The sequence below is a fragment of the Thiothrix nivea DSM 5205 genome, assembly GCF_000260135.1.
Lineage (GTDB): Bacteria > Pseudomonadota > Gammaproteobacteria > Thiotrichales > Thiotrichaceae > Thiothrix > Thiothrix nivea.
Genome location: NZ_JH651384.1, coordinates 1,637,828 through 1,659,544, shown reverse-complemented (window position 1 = coordinate 1,659,544; position 21,717 = coordinate 1,637,828). Strand labels below are relative to the sequence as shown.

22 protein-coding genes and 1 pseudogene are annotated in these 21,717 nt (G+C 53.3%); 4 read left to right on the top strand and 19 right to left on the bottom strand.

Annotated features, from left to right (window positions below):
• Positions 1-7: 7 nt before the first annotated feature.
• Positions 8-466 (bottom strand): annotated as a pseudogene (locus THINI_RS08460) (IS3 family transposase); the annotation flags it as partial.
• Between the two features lie 355 nt (positions 467-821).
• Between THINI_RS08460 and tnpA (THINI_RS25640) the strand changes: the two are divergent.
• From tnpA (THINI_RS25640) to tnpC (THINI_RS08445), 3 genes are read left to right on the top strand one after another with little or no spacing between them, the layout of a single operon-like run.
• Positions 822-1,169: an IS66 family insertion sequence element accessory protein TnpA gene (gene tnpA, locus THINI_RS25640; protein WP_002706643.1), complete on the top strand. Its 348-nt coding sequence runs from the start codon at positions 822-824 to the stop codon at positions 1,167-1,169.
• Positions 1,169-1,537 carry an IS66 family insertion sequence element accessory protein TnpB gene (gene tnpB, locus THINI_RS25635; RefSeq protein WP_002706841.1) on the top strand — a complete coding sequence of 123 codons (369 nt, stop codon included), beginning with the start codon at positions 1,169-1,171 and terminating at the stop codon, positions 1,535-1,537. Before tnpA (THINI_RS25640) ends, tnpB (THINI_RS25635) begins: the two co-directional genes overlap by 1 nt.
• A 35-nt stretch (positions 1,538-1,572) precedes the next feature.
• Positions 1,573-3,198, top strand: coding sequence for an IS66 family transposase (gene tnpC / locus THINI_RS08445; RefSeq protein ID WP_002707094.1), 1,626 nt, complete (start codon positions 1,573-1,575; stop codon positions 3,196-3,198).
• 6 nt (positions 3,199-3,204) lie between these two features.
• Here tnpC (THINI_RS08445) and ltrA read toward each other — a convergent pair whose 3' ends face one another.
• The 10 genes from ltrA to THINI_RS08400 all read right to left on the bottom strand — a co-directional run bounded on the left by ltrA (position 3,205) and on the right by THINI_RS08400 (position 14,047).
• On the bottom strand, positions 3,205-4,284 hold the full coding sequence (ltrA, locus tag THINI_RS08440) for a group II intron reverse transcriptase/maturase (protein WP_002708182.1): 1,080 nt from the start codon (positions 4,282-4,284) through the stop codon (positions 3,205-3,207).
• Positions 4,285-4,772: 488 nt separating this feature from the next.
• Positions 4,773-5,081 carry an IS3 family transposase gene (locus tag THINI_RS08435; protein ID WP_169314597.1) on the bottom strand — a complete coding sequence of 103 codons (309 nt, stop codon included), beginning with the start codon at positions 5,079-5,081 and terminating at the stop codon, positions 4,773-4,775.
• A complete protein-coding gene (locus tag THINI_RS24220; RefSeq protein WP_081485801.1) occupies positions 5,044-5,478 on the bottom strand; it encodes a transposase in 435 nt (144 codons plus the stop codon). The genes THINI_RS08435 and THINI_RS24220 overlap by 38 nt, the downstream gene beginning before the upstream one ends.
• Before the next feature lie 205 nt (positions 5,479-5,683).
• On the bottom strand, positions 5,684-5,950 hold the full coding sequence (locus tag THINI_RS25115; protein WP_002708181.1) for a hypothetical protein: 267 nt from the start codon (positions 5,948-5,950) through the stop codon (positions 5,684-5,686).
• A gap of 195 nt (positions 5,951-6,145) precedes the next feature.
• Positions 6,146-7,507, bottom strand: a complete 1,362-nt coding sequence (locus THINI_RS08425) for an O-antigen ligase family protein (protein ID WP_002708180.1) — start codon at positions 7,505-7,507, stop codon at positions 6,146-6,148.
• Positions 7,508-7,512: 5 nt separating this feature from the next.
• Positions 7,513-8,820 (bottom strand): hypothetical protein, encoded by a 1,308-nt coding sequence (locus THINI_RS08420; RefSeq protein WP_002708179.1) that lies wholly within the window; start codon positions 8,818-8,820, stop codon positions 7,513-7,515.
• Between the two features lie 15 nt (positions 8,821-8,835).
• Positions 8,836-11,046: a GumC family protein gene (locus tag THINI_RS08415; RefSeq protein WP_002708178.1), complete on the bottom strand. Its 2,211-nt coding sequence runs from the start codon at positions 11,044-11,046 to the stop codon at positions 8,836-8,838.
• 87 nt (positions 11,047-11,133) lie between these two features.
• On the bottom strand, positions 11,134-11,787 hold the full coding sequence (locus tag THINI_RS08410) for a polysaccharide biosynthesis/export family protein (protein ID WP_169314596.1): 654 nt from the start codon (positions 11,785-11,787) through the stop codon (positions 11,134-11,136).
• 89 nt (positions 11,788-11,876) lie between these two features.
• On the bottom strand, positions 11,877-12,689 hold the full coding sequence (locus THINI_RS08405; protein WP_002708176.1) for a tyrosine-protein phosphatase: 813 nt from the start codon (positions 12,687-12,689) through the stop codon (positions 11,877-11,879).
• A gap of 197 nt (positions 12,690-12,886) precedes the next feature.
• A complete protein-coding gene (locus THINI_RS08400) occupies positions 12,887-14,047 on the bottom strand; it encodes a UDP-N-acetylglucosamine 4,6-dehydratase family protein (protein ID WP_425358283.1) in 1,161 nt (386 codons plus the stop codon).
• 108 nt (positions 14,048-14,155) lie between these two features.
• On the opposite strand from THINI_RS08400, the gene THINI_RS08395 reads away from it, so the two are divergent.
• Entirely contained in the window at positions 14,156-15,301 is a 1,146-nt protein-coding gene (locus tag THINI_RS08395; protein ID WP_002708100.1) for an ISAs1 family transposase, read from the top strand.
• A gap of 22 nt (positions 15,302-15,323) precedes the next feature.
• Here THINI_RS08395 and THINI_RS08390 read toward each other — a convergent pair whose 3' ends face one another.
• The 8 genes from THINI_RS08390 to THINI_RS08355 all read right to left on the bottom strand — a co-directional run bounded on the left by THINI_RS08390 (position 15,324) and on the right by THINI_RS08355 (position 21,679).
• Entirely contained in the window at positions 15,324-16,112 is a 789-nt protein-coding gene (locus tag THINI_RS08390; protein ID WP_050988015.1) for a nucleoside-diphosphate sugar epimerase/dehydratase, read from the bottom strand.
• A gap of 451 nt (positions 16,113-16,563) precedes the next feature.
• A complete protein-coding gene (locus THINI_RS08385) occupies positions 16,564-16,797 on the bottom strand; it encodes a hypothetical protein (protein ID WP_040839298.1) in 234 nt (77 codons plus the stop codon).
• Positions 16,794-17,234, bottom strand: coding sequence for a DUF29 domain-containing protein (locus tag THINI_RS08380; protein WP_002708175.1), 441 nt, complete (start codon positions 17,232-17,234; stop codon positions 16,794-16,796). The genes THINI_RS08385 and THINI_RS08380 overlap by 4 nt, the downstream gene beginning before the upstream one ends.
• Positions 17,235-17,270: 36 nt before the next feature.
• Positions 17,271-17,747 carry a Uma2 family endonuclease gene (locus THINI_RS08375; RefSeq protein WP_002708174.1) on the bottom strand — a complete coding sequence of 159 codons (477 nt, stop codon included), beginning with the start codon at positions 17,745-17,747 and terminating at the stop codon, positions 17,271-17,273.
• A gap of 271 nt (positions 17,748-18,018) precedes the next feature.
• On the bottom strand, positions 18,019-19,644 hold the full coding sequence (gene tnpC / locus THINI_RS08370; protein WP_002707094.1) for an IS66 family transposase: 1,626 nt from the start codon (positions 19,642-19,644) through the stop codon (positions 18,019-18,021).
• A gap of 35 nt (positions 19,645-19,679) precedes the next feature.
• Positions 19,680-20,048, bottom strand: coding sequence for an IS66 family insertion sequence element accessory protein TnpB (tnpB, locus tag THINI_RS25630; RefSeq protein ID WP_002706841.1), 369 nt, complete (start codon positions 20,046-20,048; stop codon positions 19,680-19,682).
• Entirely contained in the window at positions 20,048-20,395 is a 348-nt protein-coding gene (gene tnpA, locus THINI_RS25625) for an IS66 family insertion sequence element accessory protein TnpA (protein ID WP_002706643.1), read from the bottom strand. Before tnpA (THINI_RS25625) ends, tnpB (THINI_RS25630) begins: the two co-directional genes overlap by 1 nt.
• A 288-nt stretch (positions 20,396-20,683) precedes the next feature.
• On the bottom strand, positions 20,684-21,679 hold the full coding sequence (locus tag THINI_RS08355; RefSeq protein ID WP_245536597.1) for an ATP-binding protein: 996 nt from the start codon (positions 21,677-21,679) through the stop codon (positions 20,684-20,686).
• Between the last annotated feature and the right edge of the window lie 38 nt (positions 21,680-21,717).

The window sequence follows — 21,717 nt, the reverse complement described above, 5'->3', positions numbered from 1 at the left end:
CACCTTGTTAAGCGGATTTAGCCCATTGTCCTGTCTCAAATTCAATCGGGGCTTTGTCCCCAATGGTTGTATGTAGCCGCCGTGAGTTGTAGTACGCGATGTAGTCACGTACATCCCGGATAGCGGCGTCCCGTGTCACATAGTGATTCCCTGTCAGCCATTCACGTTTGAGGCTGCCGAAGAAACGTTCGGTGGGGGCATTATCCCAGCAGTTGCCTTTGCGGCTCATGGAGCAAACCATGTGGTTTTGCCTCAGCAACTGCTGGTATTCCTTGCTGGCGTATTGGCTGCCCCGGTCAGAATGGTGCAACACGCCAGCAGGGGGGCTGCGCAGGTTGATGGCCATGGCCAGCGCGCGTATCACCAGCGCGGTTTCCATGGAATCGCCAAGGCTCCAGCCTACCACCCGGCGGGAATACAAATCCAACACAACCGCCAGATAAACCCAGCCTTGCAGCGTCCATATGTAGGGGTAAGTAGGCCAGGGGAATTTCACCCCCAGCCCCTCTCAGAACCGGACATGAACCTCTCAGCTCATCCGGCTCCCATCATTCAACCTTCCGGGGAAAGCTGCCAGTGGATAAACACAGATGGATACTTTTCCCTGAGTTTGTCGAGTGTTCGCCAAGCTCGGGTTTTATGGCCTGCCAGTCGCTTGTATTTTCTCTGCAACCAGCGCACCAGATACCCATTGATGTGGCGTCCCAGCCCATGCAGTGCTGATGGGTAAAAAGTAAGCGCTTCTAAATCTCCCTCCTTTCAGCGCCCCACGTAATCCCGGACACTCAGCCCATCAGCAACAGATTGCATGGGAGAACACGATGAATCCAGGTCAAGATGGGCGTCTGGCGTACTGGCAAGCCCAGCTCCAACGCTTCCAGTCCTCCGGCCTTTCCGGAGTCCAGTATTGTGAACAGGAACAGTTGAGTTACCACGGCTTTGTCTACTGGCGGCGCAAATTATGCGGTACGGCGGGCAAGCCGCCCGGGGATGGCAAACGCCCGGTATTGCCAGAGCCTTCCGGTTTCGTGACTGTCCGCCCGGCGCAGCCGGGGACAGACGCCCGGACGGGCGATGGCCTGGAGCTGTCCCTGCCGAATGGCCTGGTGATCAGGAATATCCACCCCGGCAATGTGGCCTTGCTGCGCCGGTTGCTGGGGCAGTTGTAATGGCCCGTTATTTCCGCCCCGCCGGGGAGATGCCGGACATTTACCTTTACCGCCCGCCCATTGATTTCCGCAAGGCCGCCCAGGGGCTGGCGGCGATCGTGGCGCAGGAATTGGGCCACGACCCGTTTGCCGGGGCGCTGTACGCCTTCACCAACCGCCAGCGCACGAAAATCAAATGCCTGTATTGGGAAGACAATGGCTTTGTGCTGTATTACAAAGCCCTGGCGGAAGAGAAGTTCCATTGGCCGCAAACGGGGGATGGCGGGGTGATGGCGCTGACGGCCCAGCAGATCAACTGGCTGCTGGACGGTTATGACATCAGCCTGCTCAAAGGGCATAAAAAGTTGTGCTACGGGGCGCTGTTTTAGCGACTTATCCTGATGATTTTGTTATCATTTAACCCATGGATTTAGCACCGCCGCCAGCCCCCAAAACCACATCCCATAGCGACCTGGACGCTGCCCGCCTGCGCCAGTTGCTGGCGCAGCAAGAGGCGGAATTTGCCGCCGTCCTGAAACAGCGTGACCACCATATCCAGCTCCTGGAAGAAATGCTGCGCCTGGCCAAAATACAGCGGTTTAGCGCCCAGTCTGAAAAGCTCCCCTTCCAGATTGACCTGTTTGATGAAGCCGAGTTGGCAACCGCGCTGGAGGACATCGCCGGACGACTGCCGGAGGCGGAACCCGCCAGGCCCCGCCCCAGCCAACGCCAGCGCGGCTTCCCGCCCGGGCTGAAGCGCCAACGGGTGGAGCTGTTGTTGGGTGATGCGGAAAAAGCCGGGGCGACCCGCACGTTTTTCACCAAGGTCAAGGAAGAGCTGGACTACATCCCGGCGCAACTGGTGGTGCTGGAATACTGGCAGGAAAAAGCCGTGTTTGCCGCCGGGGCCAGCCAGGATCCCGCCCCGGCAACGGCAGATGGCGGGCCAACGCTGGTCGCCGCCGCCCGTCCGCCCCATCCGTTGGGCAAATGCCATGCCAGCCTCAACCTGCTGACGCAGGTCATCATCGCCAAATACGCCGATGGCCTGCCCCTGTACCGCCTGGAGGGCATTTTCAAACGCCACGGCGCGGAACTCAGCCGCAGCAGCATGGCCCACTGGATCATCCGTCTGGAGGACAGCTTCAAACCCCTGCTCAACCTGCTGCGCGAAACCCAGAACAGCGGCGCTTACCTGCAAGGCGATGAAACCCGCATCCAGGTGCTGAAGGAGGACGGCAAAACCGCCCAGGCCGACAAATGGATGTGGGTGGTGCGGGGCGGCCCGCCGAACCAGGTGGCGGTCTTGTTTGAATACGACCCCAGCCGGGCGGGGAGCGTCCCCGAACGCCTACTGATGGACTTCCACGGCATTTTCCAGGCCGACGGCTATTCCGGTTACGCCGCCGTGTGCCGCAACAACGCCATCACCCGCATTGGCTGCTGGGACCATGCCCGCCGCAAGTTCGTGGAGGCCGTCAAGGCGGCGGGCGGCAAACAGGCCCGTGGCAAACCCACCCTGGCGGATATTGCCCTGGGCATGATCCGCAGGCTCTACCGCATCGAGGACAACATCAAGGGCCTGGACACGGCGGAGAAATACCGCCTGCGCCAGCAGTTGAGCGTGCCCCTGCTCAACGAACTGAAAACCTGGCTGGAAACGCAGGTCGGCAAGGTGATGAAAGGCGGCCTCACCCGCAAGGCGATGGAATACTGCCTCAACCAGTGGGAATACCTGAGTGGCTACTGCCAACGCGGCGACCTGCATATCAGCAATGTGCTGGCGGAGAACGCCATCCGCCCCTTTGCCGTGGGCCGCAAAGCCTGGCTGTTTGCCGACACCCCGCATGGCGCGCGCGCCAGCGCCGCCTGTTATTCCCTGATTGAAACCGCCAAGGCCAACGGCCTCGAACCGTATGCCTATATCCGCTATCTGCTGGAGCATATCGCCCAGGCCGACACCCTGGAAAAATGGGAGGCCCTCCTGCCATGGAATGTGCCGCTGGAGAAATGTGCGAAAAAAGTCCCTTTTTTTGACAAGGGCAAGTAGGGCGATTTAACGGCGCTTACGGTAAAAACGCCCATAGTACTGCCACCAACCTCTCAGAATGGGGTTAAACATTCGGGACAGGTCGAACAGGGATTTGTCACACTTGAGTTGAAGATGCCAGCTTCTTACCGTTTGCCTCATGCTTTTCAAGGCTTGAGGACTGGCTGCTGGCGTAAAATTGGGATAAATACGACCATACTTGTCCACACTTTTCCGGGGTCTAAAACTATACCCCAAAAAGGTAAATTCGGTATGGTCATGATTTCCCTGCCGGTTTATGTCTTTGCAGTAGACGATACGGGTTTTGCCGGGATGGATTTCCAACCCGCACTCAACCAGCCTTCGGCTAATTTTCCGCAAAGCATATTCAGCTTGTGCCTTGCTTTTGCAATGCACTACGCCATCATCGGCATAGCGGCATAAGCGAACGCTGCGCAGTTCCTGCCTTATCCAGCGGTCCAATGCATAATGCAGAAACAGGTTGGCCAGTACCGGACTGATTACTCCGCCTTGCGGCGTGCCCTTTGTCCTGTTTTGTTGCATGCCATCCGCATACTGCATCGGTGCCGTCAGCCAGCGTTCGATGTACAGGACGACCCAGCGGATTTCGCAGTGTTTATGCACTGCCCGCATCAGTCGCTCATGGTCAATGTGATCAAACAAGCCTTTGATGTCGAACTCGACTACCCAGTCGTACTCCCAGCATCGCCATTTGACCACTTGCATCGCATCATGCGCTGACCGGCCAGGACGATAACCATAGGAATCCCGGATAAAATGCGGCTCAACCAAAGGTTCGAAGACCCGTTTCACCCCGGTTTGCGCGATGCGATCCGTAATGGTGGGAATACCCAGTATCCGTTCGCCGCCTGACTTCTTCGGTATCGGTACGGCTTTGACTGCTGGCGGAAAGTAGCTTCCCGATGACAGCTGGTTCCATAGCCGATACAGATTCTTGCTCTGGTTTTCTTCAAACTGCTGCATCGATTGTTGGTCAATGCCCGCAGCACCACGATTGCGTTTTACCTGTAGGCAAGCCTCCCATACCCAACGTTTGGGTATATCGAATGGTTTTGCCTTTGTCATTGGCTCATCCTGTCATGACAGTTGACCAGTAACTCCGGCTGAATGACGCTGCCCCTTCGCTCCATGACCATTACAGCCACTTCAACACTACTACGGGCAGCTCCGTCCCTTGATGGCACATCGGTATTGTCAGCCTTGTGTAGTTTGACACTTGTGCCTTTCCCTTGGCATTGCCATCGAAGGTTCCCGCAGTTCAACATAGAAGCCTGAATCAGGCTCGCGCTGCCTCTATGCCGGACACCACGCAGCCCATAAACAGGTACTGTCTGCGCTGATCCCGGAGCAACATCACTCTCCGGTTTTGATGTCATCTGAACTCTTTCGACACTTGAACGGCAGTTCACGGTTGTTCGCCTTCCTGATCCTTACCTGACGTTTATCAACGCCTTTTCCTTAACGCTCACGACGGGAGCTTTTGACTAACGCCGCTTAAGGGGGTTTGCAGCCCATGCCTGTACATCGACTGCGAGGGGCCTTTCCCTCATCTTCTACGCCGCTTGCTGCGGCACACTGATGTCACCCACCCACTTTTGGTTGGGTGCTATGGCGGTGAAGTCTTGCCCCAGCAGGTTATGGTTACTGTTGGTGGTGGCCTTGAACTTGCGGGCAGCCTTGGCAACCAGCCCTTGGCGGCGCAGGCTGGCAGCAACGGTCTTGCGGTTACAGGCATGGCCTTGTTTGACCAATATACGTTGCAACCGGCGTGCGCCGGAACGGCTTTTGTGTTTGGCAAACAAGCGGGCAACCTCCTGATCAAACTCAGCTTTTTGTTGCTGGCGGCGTTGCTTGCGCTCCACTTGAACCAGCCATTCGTAGTAACCGCTGCGGGACACCGCCAACAGGTGGCAGAGGGTTTTCAGCCTGAATTGGGTGCGGTGCTCCCGGATAAAGGCGTACTTCACTTGAGCTGTTTCGCAAAGTACGCGCTGGCTTTTTTAGGATGGACACCTCTTCCTGTGCTACTGCCAGTTCACGGCGCAAGCGGGCGTTTTCGGTTGACAGTTCCTGTTCACGTTGGCTGACCGTCTGTTGGTGCTGTTGCTGGCTGCGCCATTGGTACAGTTGCGGTTCGCGCAAGCCCAATTGCCGCGCTGCTTCAGGTACACCAAGCCGCTCTGCCAGTTTCAGGGCTTCAGCCTTGTAGCTGGCGCTGTGGCGGGTATAGGGCTTTTTGTCGGTTTTTGCAGTTTTCATCGTTCACCTCAAGGTCAAGTACGTAGTGTACTCACTTCTTGCTGTGTCCGGAGGTGCTGGGCCGGATCACCCGGTGACTGTCCATTAGACCAGTACACTTTCTTGTGGTGCGATTGAAGAAGGGGTCTGGATTCAGATCCTCAAAAAAAAACCCCTCCCACAAATGGGGAGGGGTCTGGTGAAAGCTTATCCGAAGATCAGCTTCTTAGTTGCTAGGAGAAGGAGGTACTACTCTGACGTTTGCACCAGTTTGGGAAATCAATTGAATGAGTTGTGCTGGAGTAGTGCCAGTGGGAATGACAACTCGAGTTATTGTGCCGCCAGTAGGATTCTGGGTGGCTACGAAAGTTGGCAGCCGTCCTGTTGCACGACTAGGGACATTGAGGGTTGCTTCAGCCATGGCGGCACTACTGGCAGCAAAGCCTGACACCAGCAACGCTGCTGTGACAGCAGCCTTAACGAACAATTTCATGGACTTTCTCCTTAATCATAAAAAATAAAAACCAGGCATCTATAGGATGTCTTCCTGATTCTGCTTCAACAGAACGTTAGGCGGACAAACCATAGATATTACCCAGATGTATTGTAGCAATAAAGTCTTTTTGGGGGTGTGATGTCAATCACTCTTGATCTGAAAGTTCAATAGGGAAATTATTTTGATTAAAATCTAGCTAATAATTTGTTTTTTAGATGTTTCTTGGTCGCCTGAATGGCGGTTTTTGGCGAAAAAAATACCGCATAGGAAAGCAACCTGTAAAGGATGTGAATACGTATGATAGTTAAAGTCGAAGTAAGCATGGAACAGTGAGGTTAAAAGGCCAATACCCGCACCTACTTTCAAATAGTAAGAAATATCAGACTTTTGGGCTGTCTTAATCAGGCTAAACCAATTGATCATGTATAAGACTACAAATGCAAACAGGATAAATGCCCCGATCATGCCGGTTTCAAGAAACAACTCTAGGTAGTCATTGTGTATATGATGAATCAGGGTGCTTCCCAAGGTTTCATGTGGCTGGAATGCGGTGTATACATCCTTGGATGTTCCTGGCCCGCTGCCTAAAGGGGAAAAATGCTTTATTGCAACCCATGCCTGTTCAAAAATATGCCACCTTGCATCTTTCAGGGGGTCAACAGCTAAAAAACGGTTTAGGGTTGCCGTAAGGCTACGTTCAGAACTGGACAGAAAAAAAGTTATAACGGCGATGAAGATGGAGATGCCAATTATACTATGCCAAATGCGGAATTGGCCAATGAATATCAGCAGTAAAAAAAACAACGCCAACACTAAGCCACCGATACCCGCACGGGAAAGTGAAAATAGCCCTCCCAACAAGATGATGGTAGCAGCCAGCCCATATATGCCTGAACCCATCCATGCATGGGGGTGATGCTGGCGTTTACGGGGGCTTGAAGAAAGTGAGAACAACAGCAAGCTCATGGTAAGTGGCAGCGTTAACTCAAATAATGCGACATAATGGTCACGGTTATTATAAGAACCAGTAGCGGAGCCACCCATGCTGGATTGCGCCAGCCCCCATAACCCTTGGCAAACAGCTAATGCTATAAAAATCTGTGACACCCTTAAAGTATTTTTTGTGTTTAGGGTGGCGGTAACCAAGAAAATCCCCAAGGCGGGTAAAATGGATAATAACATTTGGGCGCTTGCATAAGCTTCCACTGATATGCTGTGCCATGCAAATGAATAATCCATTTTTGCTAGTAATTGTGTAACATCCCGGTAAAATTCACGCCCCGGAAGATTCAGCCATGTTTCCATGGGGACTGGTATAAGATAGCTGCCCAATAACAAAATTGATGTAAAAATAAAAACTGTTACGCTGGTTGGAATGGGGAGTGCTCGCCGGTATAAGGCAAGCACCATCATCAGCAACAGTAAGCCAACGACTTCCAGAATAAAGAATGAAAGACTGGTCTTTATCCAGGGCCCGATCAGCAAGAGTCCGGCAGCCCCAGCGGCCAGAAATAATTCGCCAGGGTAAGCAGATTGGGTAGAAAGATTTTTCATGCGCGTTAATGCTGGACTTCTGTGATTGAAAGCTTGTCGAACCAGATATTCCCTTGGAACAGGTTCTGGTGGGCGTATTGACTGTCAGATTCTAGTGCTATTCTTTGTACTTCACAGTTATCGGGAACCGTAAAGTCTGCCTTGAACGTCTGCCACTGCTGGTTGTAGCCCTTGAAGGCTTCAGTTTCGGCGATTTTTCTGTTGTTTTCGCCGACGCAATAGACTCTCCAGCGTAAGCCGTTACTGGTCTTGAGCGGGCCGAGGCGGTATTTGCCGGTGAAACTATATTCGCCTTGTGGCAATAACCTGTTTTGGTCAATATGCCGAAACACAATGCTATCCCCTTTCTTGAAAGCAATGCTTAAGGATTTTTTACCATCCGTACCACTGGTGTTGGCTTGTTTGATGTTGATTTCTTTTGAGTTCCTGAAATTCCAACCGAATGTTTGATTCAGGTTTTCGGTGTCTTCAAATCCGCCATCGTACAGCGCTAGATTAAAAGAGGAAGATTGGTTTAAGTGTTCAGACCATATTTCATAAGCTATAGCCCATTGCTTTTGCTTAATAAGGTAGTTAATGTAGCTAAGTGTTTCTTGTTGGGTAGGTGGATTTTGTGAATGCAGACGCTTGACGTAATAGTCCTGAATTTTTCTTTGGTCTGTTTCATGCTCAAGCAGATAGCGGAAAAAGGCAGGTAGCCATGGAAGAGGTGAGTCGAGGTATGGCTGGAGTATGCGGCTTAGTTCCGGGTCATTTAAGGCGATATGGAAAATCGGGAAGGCTTGATCCGCATAATGGCGATAATTGATTAACAAGTCGGCCAATGTTTGGATGGTTTTTTCATTTTGTTGGTTTATGGATCTATATTCAACAACCGTTGATAAGGTCGATTCGTATGTTGGACGTAATTTGATATTAATATCTGCAACCGCATCGATGAGTTGCTGTGGTGGTAATGCAAAGTTGGTTGATTTTATGATTTCTTCAGGTAGCATGAAAAGGCGTAGCATTAATACTGCCGCCTCCGCATTGGCTGGGTTTTCGTGTAATGCTTGGGCGATATTAGCTATCGCTAAACTAGGCTTTTCGCTTGTGGCTGCCTGCAAACCCAGTGCTAAATACGCATTACTGGGAAAAAGTGGATAAAAGCTATTAGGGGGGGTGTATTCCTTAATAATAGGGTTGTAACCAATTTCAAATGCCCCATCAGGGTCATTAAATTCCCGGGCTTGCCAATCAGAAAAACCCGTTACAACTAACAATATGGCAAACCCGAGTACTAATGCGCCCCATGCCAAGCGTCCCAGTATCATTTCCAACAACTACCTTTAAGCGCGCCCCAAGCGCTTTTTGCCTTTGGGATCTTCACCACCATAGGTATAGTGATATTCATAGTCATAGCTGTAGCCGTAACCAGCACCACCTGATTTCACTTTGGTCAGGATTGAGCCAATGACATGTGAGCGGGCATGGCGCAAGCGTTGATAAGCATCCAGTAAAGGCTTTTTCCGTGATTGCGCGTAAGTTGCTACCAGCAGGGTGGCACTACCCCAATTGGAAAGGATCAAGGCATCAGCCAAGCCCATGATTGGTGGGGAGTCAATGATGATCATGTCATATTCGGTTGGCACCAGTTTCAACAGTTCACCCATACGATCACTGAGCAACAATTCCGCCGGGTTGGGGGAAAGCGGGCCTGCCGTAATGATGAATACATTCGGTATCTGGGTAGGGCGGATCAACTGTTTGGCGCTTGCCTGCATAGTCAGGAAGTTGCTCATGCCCTCTGAGTTGTCAAGCTTGAGTTTTTGGTGTAGCGATGGTTTGCGCAGGTCGCAGTCCACCAGCAGAATCTTCTTGCCAGATTGGGCGAACGTCGTGGCCATGTTCACGCAGATACTGGATTTACCTTCTCCTGGCCCCGCGCTGGTGACATGCAATACTTTGGGAGCACCTTCACGGGTGGCAAACAACAAATTGGTACGCAAGGAGCGGAATGCCTCACCAATGGCTGATCGAGGGTCAATATTACTCATCAAGGCAGCCTGTTTTTCATCTTTGGATTTTGCTTTGGGCACCATACCCAATACTGGCAAGCCCAACAGGTTTTCCAGGGATTCCTTGGTTTTTACCCGGTCATCAAAGAACTCCAGCATAAAGGCAATGACCATGCCGATGAACAGACCAGCTACAGCGCCCAGTGTCAGGTTCAGTTTGACGTTGGGGCTGAACTGTTTATAGGGCAGGATGGCTTCATCAATGATGGTGATATTGTTTTTATCGATATTACCCGCTACGCCAACTTCCTTGATACGTTGCAACAAGCCTTCGTACAAATTGCGGTTGGTTTCCACTTCGCGTTGCAGGGTGTTGTAGCCGATACTCTTGTCGCGCACGTCCAGCAGGTCACCCTTCTGTGCTTCCATCTTTTTGCGCAAGGTATCTTCCTGCTGCTTGGAGGCGAGATATTTGGCTTTCAGGCCTTCGCGGGCTGAATTGATTTCCCGGTTGATATGTGCCTGGATGGTGTTCATTTGCTGGCGCAATTCCACCATTGCTGGGTAATCTGGTTTATAGATTTGCAGTTTTTCCTGGTATTCGGCATCCAGTTTGGTGTGGCTGTTTTCCAGGTTCTGGATGTTGGTGCTGTTTGCCAAGAACAGGGCGGTGTCCCCCTGGCGAGCCTGCTCATAAATGCCTTCGGCGATAATGCGGGCTTTTTCAGCTTCGGTCACGGCAGCATGAAGTGCATCCAGCCGCTGGGAGGATAGGCTATTTTTCTCATCGGTATTGATGATCTGCTCTTTTTTGGCGTAATCGACCAGTTTGGCTTCAGATTCTTCCAGCTTGCTTTTAGCCTGAGCCAGCTGGTCATCCAGAAATTCCTTGGCATATGAGGTGGCGTCTACCCGCCGTTCGAGGTTCAGGCTGATGAATCGGGCACCAATTTCGTTGGCAATCTGCTGTGCCAAGGCGGGATCTTTATCTGTGTAACTGACCTTGACCAAGCTGGAGTTTTTAATCGGTTCAACCGCCAAACCTGCCAGAAATTTATCTTCCACCGGATAGACACCTAACTTATTTGTGTCTGGCATGTCGGCTGCTTCGCCTGCTAACAAAGCGTGGAGCTGGTCTAGCGTGTCAGCAAAAAAAGGTTTGGCCAGCTTGTTTTCGCTGTCTTCATCATTGGGGTACAGGTTGAGTTGGTCAATGACCTTGCGTGCCAAGGAACGGCTTTGCAATAGCTCATACTGGGTCTGATAAAAGTCCTTGTCATTGACGGGGCGCGATGGCTGCGTCTGAACATCATAATTCAGTACCTTGCCACTGTCTTCCATGTCAATTTTAAGTGTGACGGTAGAGCGGTAAGTGGGTGTCATCATGAGGGTTACCACGCTAACCACGGCAAAAATTAGCAGTGCAATGCCAAGAATAGTCCACTGATAGCGCCTTATAACAGCCCATAGTTGGCGCAGGTCAATTTCATCGTCATTATCCTCATTGTCCCGCGGAGTCTCTGGATTGATGATGCTATGCATTTCTTCCTCGTGAACAACCAGTTTGTGAGGCTTCTGGGCGAGGGCAATAGGGTAGGGTGCGTTCATACTTGACATAACACGATTCGCTTAATAGAAGGGGATGGCAATGCTTCTGGCGCTGCTGATGGTGGAGGCAACTTCCTTCAGCCAGTAACGGCTGTTGGAACGATGCGCGACAATGATGTCATTGTTACGCAAGTAGGGGTTTTTCATCTGGCCATCGCGGATGGCGTCGATGTTCAAGCGGAAGGCTTTGGGCCGGTTGCCAATTTTGCGGAACAGCACGACTTTGCCCGGGTCGGCGATAGTGTCTAAACCACCACCTAAAGCCAATGCTTGAAGTAAAGTGACTTGCCCTGCTGTTACCGGGTAAATGCCTGGTTTCCTGAAAGCGCCATCCAGTGTAATCTGCTGGCTGCTATATTCCTTGACGAATACGGTCACTTGCGGGTTTTGCAGGTATTTCTGTTTCAACAGGCTTGCAAGCTGCTGTTCAAGCTGGGAAGGGGTTAAGCCTTCCACCCGGACATTGCCCAACAAGGGTAAGGAAATGCTGCCATCACTGTCTACCCGGGCTTCCTGTTCAAACTCGTCGGCGCGGAATACGCTAATTTTCAGCAAATCTGCAACCCCAATCCGGTAATCCTCGGATTTGGCAGAGTAATCCAGTTCACTGACGCTGGAAAACAGCTCCTGCTCATTGATGGCGGCGGCACTAACACCTGCTTTATCTTCGGGCATGTAATTGCTGCTGCACGCTGTTGCCATCAACACAACCAACGCCAGTGAGCCGTACCGGGGAATATTGTTTCGCATCATTGTTAATCCATTTAACCAAATAGGCGTTGCAACCAAGGTTTTCTGGCCGCAGGGATGGGGGCGGCAGTCCGAGCCAGCTGGAACGCAGGTGGGGCGTAGACTTCTTCCGGCGGTAGGTCGTCCAGGATGGCTTGGGGGCGATCCCGCACCAAACGCCAGGCTTCATCTTCGTCACCCAGAATCCTGGTAGCCTCTTCCACGCCATCTGTGAGAACGGGAATACGTGAGCGGGCTTCATGTGCGTCGGAGGCGATCACATGCACATAACCGTCACCCAGGAAGCGTTCACACCAGTTTTTGGCGGAACGGCCAAAATGCCCGGTAACGGCGCCAGCCGTAATCTGAATCCAGGCCCCCAGCTTGGCGGCCTCCAGAAAGGTTTCATAATGCCCATGCACCCAGTGCAAACGTTCAGGATGGGTGATAAGCGGGACATAACCGGCGTTCACAAAATTTTCCACCTGCTCCAGAAAGTTGGGGACTGGCACATGGTGGGATGGTTCCAGCAAAAAATAGCGTGAGCCATGCAGGGTGGGGATGGTTCCCCGCCGCAATCCGCTGATGACCTCGGGAACCATATGCACGTCAGCGCCCATCACGAGCCTCAAGGGGATGCCTTCCCGGTTAAGTACCGCTTGTAAGGATTCCAGTGCCGGTCGAATATCGGCTGCTGTGTTTTCATAAACATTTGGGTATATATGCGGCGTACAAGCCATATGGGTGATGCCATCAGCAACGGCAATCCGGGCCATGGCCAATGAAGTCTCAATGTCTTGTGAGCCGTCACACAGCGCGGGAAGAATGTGGCTATGTAAATCAATCATGTGTATCGCCCGTTAATAAAGAAGTTAGCCGCAAGCATATTCTTGAGCATTTAGTATACAGCAATCTTTTGACAGAATGATGCCCAAAATTCTGTAAATTCATTTGCCAAGTTATACCCGGCCTTAATTGCTGCGATAAGAATACCCGATGAATGGTTCCCGGGATGTGATAGTGATCACATCCTCGGGTTATGCGGTCATGCGACGCATTTGATATGGGTCTGGGGAGTTTGTGCAGGTGTATCAAATACTGCTGGGTGGTTGCCACCTACGCCCGGCATATTTCCGGAGTGTTTGAAGCCTTGCACATGCAGCTTGAGGAGGCGGTAAATCACTGGCAGGTTATACTGGCGGCAGGCAGTTTGCAGTTGCGCCAATATACGTTCCAGCTCTCTCCACTCCAATGCGTCTTCCCTAGCCTTGAAAATACGGCTATGTCCTGTGGTTTCGGGTGCTTCGCCGATCAACAGTTCTTCATACAGTTTTTCGCCCGGGCGCAACCCCGAGAATTCAATGCGGATGTCGCCGTGCGGGGTGTATTCATCCCTTACTTCCAGCCCTGACAAGCGAATCATGCGTTGTGCCAGGTCAAAGATACGCACAGGCTCTCCCATATCCAGCAGGAAAACCTCCCCACCAGCCGCCATGGCACCCGCCTGAATAACCAGTTGGGCGGCCTCGGGAATGGTCATGAAGTAACGGATAATCTCGGGGTGGGTGACGGTCAGTGGACCACCAGCCTGAATTTGTTTGCGGAACAGGGGCACGACAGAGCCGGATGACCCCAGTACATTACCAAACCGCACCATGCCGAATGTGGTGTTGCCCGGCAGTTGCGCCAGCCCTTGCAGTACCAGTTCCGCCATGCGCTTGCTGGCACCCATGACATTGGTGGGGCGTACCGCCTTGTCGGTGGAAATGAGGATGAAATGGCTGACGCCACAAGCAGAGGCAGCTTGAGCAGTGTGCAGGGTTCCGAACACGTTGTTGCGGATACCTTCCACAGGGTTGTGCTCCACCATGGGCACATGCTTGTAGGCTGCTGCATGGTACAAGGTGTCAACCTGGTAAGTGCGCAATACATCTTCGACCCTTGCCCTGTCCTGGACAGAACCCAGGACAGGGATAAGGGGAACATTCAGCCCTTCACTGGCTGTCAGGTTGGATAGCTCCTGGTCAATCTGGTAGAGGGCGAACTCTGAAAGCTCAAACAGTACCAGGCAAGTAGGTTGCAGGCGGATGATCTGTCGGCAAAGTTCAGATCCAATAGATCCCCCCGCGCCTGTGACCATGACTGCCTTATGGGTGATGCAGTGATGTAGCAATTCCGGGTCAGGTTGTACTGGCAAACGACCCAACAGGTCATCAATGTCAATCTCACGCAGTTCAGCAATCAGGGTAATCGCATTAAAACGCTATTGACAAACTGCTGTGCCGAGGGTTAGCTGCGGGTATTTTGGTAGCCCATGAAACTCCACCCAACCGCCGCTATTGTTGACCATTTTGCCTCCATCCCTGACCCACGTCTGAACCGCCGTAAGCGGCACAAACTCAGTGACATCTTCTTCATTACCCTGTGCGCAGTGATTTGCGGGGCGGATGACTGGGCTTCCATTGAGCTGTTCGGCAAATCCAAACGAAAATGGTTCACGGAGGTGTTGGGGTTGCAACACGGCATCCCGTCACACGATACCTTTGGCCGGGTTTTTGGCCTGATCGACACACAGCAGTTCAGTGAATGTTTCAGCCGCTGGGTGGCTGACCTGTCCGACCTCAGTGATGGCGAAATCATCGCGATTGATGGCAAATGCCTGCGCCGCAGCCTGGACAGTGCTTCGGACAAAGCGGCCATCTACATGGTCAGTGCCTGGGCGACCCGGAATCAATTGGTGCTGGGACAACAGCGGGTGGATGATAAATCCAACGAAATCACTGCCATCCCTAAACTATTGATGCAACTGAACATGACAGGAGCGGTAGTGACGTTGGATGCGATGGGTTGCCAAACGGCCATTGCCAGGCAGATCATCGACCAGCAAGCCGATTACCTGCTCAGCCTGAAAGGCAACCAGGGCACGCTCCATCAGGACGTGAAGCTATTTTTTGAATCGGCCAACACCTGCCCACCCATTGGCCATACCCGTTATGACGGCGGGCATGGACGGATTGAAACCCGCATCGTGCGGGCTACCTCCAACATTGGCTGGTTGAAGAAAGACCATCCCCATTGGACAAAACTGACCAGCATTATCGCTGTCACTGCCATCCGTGAATGCAAGGATAAGACCACTGAAGAAACCCGTTACTTCATCAGCAGCATGGATGCCTCCAACCCGGAGCGGCTGGGACAGGTCGTGCGGGCACACTGGGGCATTGAAAACAACCTGCACTGGGTGCTGGATTACGCTTTCCGCGAAGATGACCAGCGGATGCGTTCCGGCAACAGCGACGCCAACATGGCTGTCGTCCGCCACATTGCCCTCAATCTGGTTAAAACTGACAAAACCATCAAGGTCGGTGTGAAAAACAAACGCCTCAATGCCGGGTGGGATGAAGATTATCTGCTAAAAATTGTCACCGGCAGACTGGGGGCTACCAAGATTAAAATTTAGACCATTGTAAAACAAGATGTTTTTAATGCGATTGCCCTAGTTCAGCAATGGAATGTTGGCCGGAAACCAGTTCATTCAGCCCAGGAATAGTGCGGACATGCACATCCATGGGTTCCAGGTAGCGGACAATTTCACTACGTTGTGCCTGGGTGGCGGATGGCATCGCCAGCAGAATCTGCTGGATGTCGTGTTTTTCCAGCAACTTTGGCAGTGTTTCCCGGGAGTGGACGGAGACGCCGTGGATGATGGATTTATGCAGGCGTGGGTTATCGTCGAGGTAGGCGACGACCCGGTACTCCGGCAGATTTTCCAGGGCAATGGCCAGTTGCGTGCCTGATTGCCCAGCGCCATAAATAGCCACGCCGATGCGGTCAGGCTTGTGCCGGAGGGATTGATGGTAGCGCAACATCAGGTAACGGCTACCACCGACCAGCAAAAAAGCAACACCCCAGTAGATAGGATAAATGGAACGGGGGATGCCCTGCCAATCGAATAAGGCGGCTGTAACCGCCAGCAGGACAGAGGATAGGGTAAGGCTGTAGAAAACCGTTGTCAGGGTATGGTTACCAATAAAACGGATAACCGCCCGATACAAGCCGGCTCCCATGATGATGGGAAGTGTCAGTAGCGGGGAGGCCAGCATCAACCACACGCCGTCATTCAGGGGGGGATGCCAACTTCCGAAGCGGAGGCAGAAACTGAGCCAGACTGCCAGTGGTAACAGGACAAGGTCACTGGCCAGCATGAGCAAGCGTTTTTGCCAGCGGGGCAGTGTGAACAGGGAAGTCGCAAATTGTTGTCCAAAAAACATAACCATTATTCCTGTCAGAGATGCGGATAAACCAGCTTTCAGGAAGGCGATGGTTTTGTCTATAAAGACAATGGGGCTTGGTTGTTTGAGAATGGATCGGAAACCATGTGTTTCATCGGGATGCCCAATATGCCCTAGCATCACCTGCTCGCCTGAAAGTGTTTATGAATGCTCAATAAGACAAGTCTATTGTAATGGGCAAGTGTCTGGATGTGACGGGAAGCACATAAATGTTATCAATGAATTATGGGGCTTAAAATTATTGTATTCAGGGTCGCGTTACGGCTACTTTACATATCTGGCTACCCAAGGTGGTACTTACCCCGTCACATCCCCCATACGCCGACTGTATGCCCTTGCCCGTTTTCTGCTCGATACGCTGGACTTCGCCGTAAAAGCCTTGTGCTTCATCGACAGGCCACTCGATAAGTAAGTCAGTGCGCTTTCTCCCTCAACCGTACTCACGGTTGAGGCGCCCCCCGCCGTTGATGATGCGTTGCAGGAAGGCTTGCAGCAGTAGTTGCGGCCCGGTCTCCTTGTAGTCGAAACGTTCGATCCAGCTTTGTGAGTTTTCGCGGAAAAACTGCTGGAAAGTGGCTAGCAGTTTGGGCATGTCGAGACGCCGTTGCGGGGTAAGGTACCACGCTTGTTGTTGCACGATGCTGGTTTGTTCGGCCAAGATCATGAGGATTCAGGCCAGAAATCAGGATTCATGAACTCTTCAAAAGTCCACGGGCAATCTGCCGGGAAGTGGATGACAGGCAAACCTGTTTCACGCACTGCACCTTTGACAGCATAATTGTAAGCTCTGATGATCAAATCAGGTAATTTGCTTTTTAACCCCGGATTATCCTGTAGATGTTCAATGATACGTTCGCGTTGTTCGATAATGGTGAATTTCCAGCTATTGCCTTGATAGGCTGATTGGTATTGCCACTTCAGCAAGTGCATGAGCAAGGTTTCCAAAAAGGATTGCAAGGCGCGTTTTTCAGATTTGCTCATGTCCTCGATTTCCTCAATGATATGCTCCAGATCAATCTGGTCGAATTTACGGGCGCGTAACAAGGCGGCTTGTTCCAGTGCCCATGTGTACAAATCCTGATCGTAGGTTGCGGTACTCATATTTATGCAATACGCCCCTTGTATTTTATCTCTCAATCAAAAATCAACATTTACAGGGAAATCCCGTACCTTTTTGGAGGCTAGTAATTCCCCGCTCTCATCATAAAACGTCATACTACCCATTTGGTCGCAGAGCCAGAACTCTTCCGCGCCTAGCCCGAAATACAGAGCTTTTTTATGGTGCATCTCCGCTAGGGTATTGCTGGGGGATAACACTTCTACACAAATGATTGGGGCAAAAGCCGATGTTATATTATTTTTGATGGTTCTGGCCTGCTCGATTGTCAACAAACCAACATCAGCGACTTTGACGCCATCGGGTGTTTCGATTGGAAATTCTGGAACAACTAACCAATCGCCAGCCTGTTTGTTGAGTAACGCAATGATTCTGGCCTGAAAGATGACATGACGGACGCTGGCTGGACTCATGATAATCTGTCCTTGTCGATTCAGTTCCATTTTGTAGGGTAGGTTTTGCAATGCAGTGTTGGCGCAGACCTCTTGCCAATTCATAACTTACCGCCTGACGTCCAAAAATTAATGGTTTATAGCGTAGCAGAGCCTGATAAACCTGTAAAATTCGGCATGCTGGCTTCCGGTGCTCCATTGTGATGTTACATTCCCCATACACCCAAACTACGCCCTTGCCAGCTTTCTTGCCGCTTCCAGATCTTGTCATCCCATGCCACTTCTGGCCGACGGTCAAAGATGATGAGGTGGGCCTCGTCCGCACCGCATTGGTCGGCATATCCACTGGTTTGTTCGTAAGCGCCGTTAAATCGCCCTACTTGCCCTTGTCAAAAAAAGGGACTTTTTTCGCACATTTCTCCAGCGGCACATTCCATGGCAGGAGGGCCTCCCATTTTTCCAGGGTGTCGGCCTGGGCGATATGCTCCAGCAGATAGCGGATATAGGCATACGGTTCGAGGCCGTTGGCCTTGGCGGTTTCAATCAGGGAATAACAGGCGGCGCTGGCGCGCGCGCCATGCGGGGTGTCGGCAAACAGCCAGGCTTTGCGGCCCACGGCAAAGGGGCGGATGGCGTTCTCCGCCAGCACATTGCTGATATGCAGGTCGCCGCGTTGGCAGTAGCCACTCAGGTATTCCCACTGGTTGAGGCAGTATTCCATCGCCTTGCGGGTGAGGCCGCCTTTCATCACCTTGCCGACCTGCGTTTCCAGCCAGGTTTTCAGTTCGTTGAGCAGGGGCACGCTCAACTGCTGGCGCAGGCGGTATTTCTCCGCCGTGTCCAGGCCCTTGATGTTGTCCTCGATGCGGTAGAGCCTGCGGATCATGCCCAGGGCAATATCCGCCAGGGTGGGTTTGCCACGGGCCTGTTTGCCGCCCGCCGCCTTGACGGCCTCCACGAACTTGCGGCGGGCATGGTCCCAGCAGCCAATGCGGGTGATGGCGTTGTTGCGGCACACGGCGGCGTAACCGGAATAGCCGTCGGCCTGGAAAATGCCGTGGAAGTCCATCAGTAGGCGTTCGGGGACGCTCCCCGCCCGGCTGGGGTCGTATTCAAACAAGACCGCCACCTGGTTCGGCGGGCCGCCCCGCACCACCCACATCCATTTGTCGGCCTGGGCGGTTTTGCCGTCCTCCTTCAGCACCTGGATGCGGGTTTCATCGCCTTGCAGGTAAGCGCCGCTGTTCTGGGTTTCGCGCAGCAGGTTGAGCAGGGGTTTGAAGCTGTCCTCCAGACGGATGATCCAGTGGGCCATGCTGCTGCGGCTGAGTTCCGCGCCGTGGCGTTTGAAAATGCCCTCCAGGCGGTACAGGGGCAGGCCATCGGCGTATTTGGCGATGATGACCTGCGTCAGCAGGTTGAGGCTGGCATGGCATTTGCCCAACGGATGGGGCGGACGGGCGGCGGCGACCAGCGTTGGCCCGCCATCTGCCGTTGCCGGGGCGGGATCCTGGCTGGCCCCGGCGGCAAACACGGCTTTTTCCTGCCAGTATTCCAGCACCACCAGTTGCGCCGGGATGTAGTCCAGCTCTTCCTTGACCTTGGTGAAAAACGTGCGGGTCGCCCCGGCTTTTTCCGCATCACCCAACAACAGCTCCACCCGTTGGCGCTTCAGCCCGGGCGGGAAGCCGCGCTGGCGTTGGCTGGGGCGGGGCCTGGCGGGTTCCGCCTCCGGCAGTCGTCCGGCGATGTCCTCCAGCGCGGTTGCCAACTCGGCTTCATCAAACAGGTCAATCTGGAAGGGGAGCTTTTCAGACTGGGCGCTAAACCGCTGTATTTTGGCCAGGCGCAGCATTTCTTCCAGGAGCTGGATATGGTGGTCACGCTGTTTCAGGACGGCGGCAAATTCCGCCTCTTGCTGCGCCAGCAACTGGCGCAGGCGGGCAGCGTCCAGGTCGCTATGGGATGTGGTTTTGGGGGCTGGCGGCGGTGCTAAATCCATGGGTTAAATGATAACAAAATCATCAGGATAAGTCGCTAAAACAGCGCCCCGTAGCACAACTTTTTATGCCCTTTGAGCAGGCTGATGTCATAACCGTCCAGCAGCCAGTTGATCTGCTGGGCCGTCAGCGCCATCACCCCGCCATCCCCCGTTTGCGGCCAATGGAACTTCTCTTCCGCCAGGGCTTTGTAATACAGCACAAAGCCATTGTCTTCCCAATACAGGCATTTGATTTTCGTGCGCTGGCGGTTGGTGAAGGCGTACAGCGCCCCGGCAAACGGGTCGTGGCCCAATTCCTGCGCCACGATCGCCGCCAGCCCCTGGGCGGCCTTGCGGAAATCAATGGGCGGGCGGTAAAGGTAAATGTCCGGCATCTCCCCGGCGGGGCGGAAATAACGGGCCATTACAACTGCCCCAGCAACCGGCGCAGCAAGGCCACATTGCCGGGGTGGATATTCCTGATCACCAGGCCATTCGGCAGGGACAGCTCCAGGCCATCGCCCGTCCGGGCGTCTGTCCCCGGCTGCGCCGGGCGGACAGTCACGAAACCGGAAGGCTCTGGCAATACCGGGCGTTTGCCATCCCCGGGCGGCTTGCCCGCCGTACCGCATAATTTGCGCCGCCAGTAGACAAAGCCGTGGTAACTCAACTGTTCCTGTTCACAATACTGGACTCCGGAAAGGCCGGAGGACTGGAAGCGTTGGAGCTGGGCTTGCCAGTACGCCAGACGCCCATCTTGACCTGGATTCATCGTGTTCTCCCATGCAATCTGTTGCTGATGGGCTGAGTGTCCGGGATTACGTGGGGCGCTGAAAGGAGGGGGATTTAGAAGCGCTTACGTTTGTTCCAGCCCATCGTCGATGGTGGTTTCCAGCGATTTGTGGAGGATTTTCAATTCCAGGACGATGCGCTGCACCTCGCCGGAATAGCCTTGTTGCTCATCGACAGGCCATTCGATGAACAGGTCGGTGCGTTTCCTGCCCAGGCCGTATTCGCGGTTGATGCGCCCGCCGCCGTTGATGATGCGTTGCAGGAAGGCTTACAGCAGCAGTTGCGGCCCGGCCTCCTTGTAGTCGAAGCGTTCGATCCAGCTTTGCGAGTTTTCGCGGAAAAACTGCTGGAAAGCGGCCAGCAGTTTGGGCATGTCGATGCGCCGTTGGGGGGTGAGATACCATGCCTGCTGCTGCACGATGCTGGTTTGCTCGACCCAGATCAGCTCGCGGGGGATGATTTCCTGATAGATGCGGTTGCTGATACGCATCTGCGGGCGGGTTTCGATCAGCCCCAGATCGGCTACGTACTCCTGGTCATCCGCAGGAATGCCGCTGAGGTTTTCATCACCCGCCAACATGGCCGCGATCAGGCGATGCACCCGTGGCTCATGCAATTTATCTGTCAATTGGTGCAGGTGGGTGGTGCGGGAATAGATCAGACGGTCGCGGGCAGCACGATAGCGTTCCAGCGTGATGGGGGTGGAGCGGTCACGGGCGGTTTTGTCTTCCCAGATCAGCTCATGCCCCAGCGCATTCACCAGCCATGGTTGCCCACGGGTGTCTTCCCACAGCTCAGGGAAAATGGTCGAGTCAAACACTTGACCGGTTTCATCGGTGTGTTGTTGGTACAGGGCTTGTATTTCGGCCTGGTTGAAACTGCCCATGCGCAGCGATTTGGCTTTGATGTTGAAGGCGCTGCCGCCAGTGATGATTTCGTGGTGTTCTGTGTGGATGCGGTAATCGCGCACGTCACGCACGCCACACAGAATGACGCTTTGTGGAAAAGGCACAACAGGCCGCCCGATATAGCCTTCGCGCAGCTGGCGCAGCAGCGAGATGAGGGTGTCGCCAACCAGGGCATCCACTTCGTCGATCATCAAGACGATCGGCTTGGTGGAGGCTTGCGTCCAGCGGCTTAGCAGGTGTTTGAAGGCAGCGTGTGGGCCTGCGTTATTCCAGGCGGCTTCGCGCCATGCCTGCATACGTTCATCCCCTAAACGGAACGTGGCTCCTTCAATCAGGCTATCAATGATGGCTTTCATGCCTTGTTGCACATCGCCACGGGCAGATTGAGCCGATT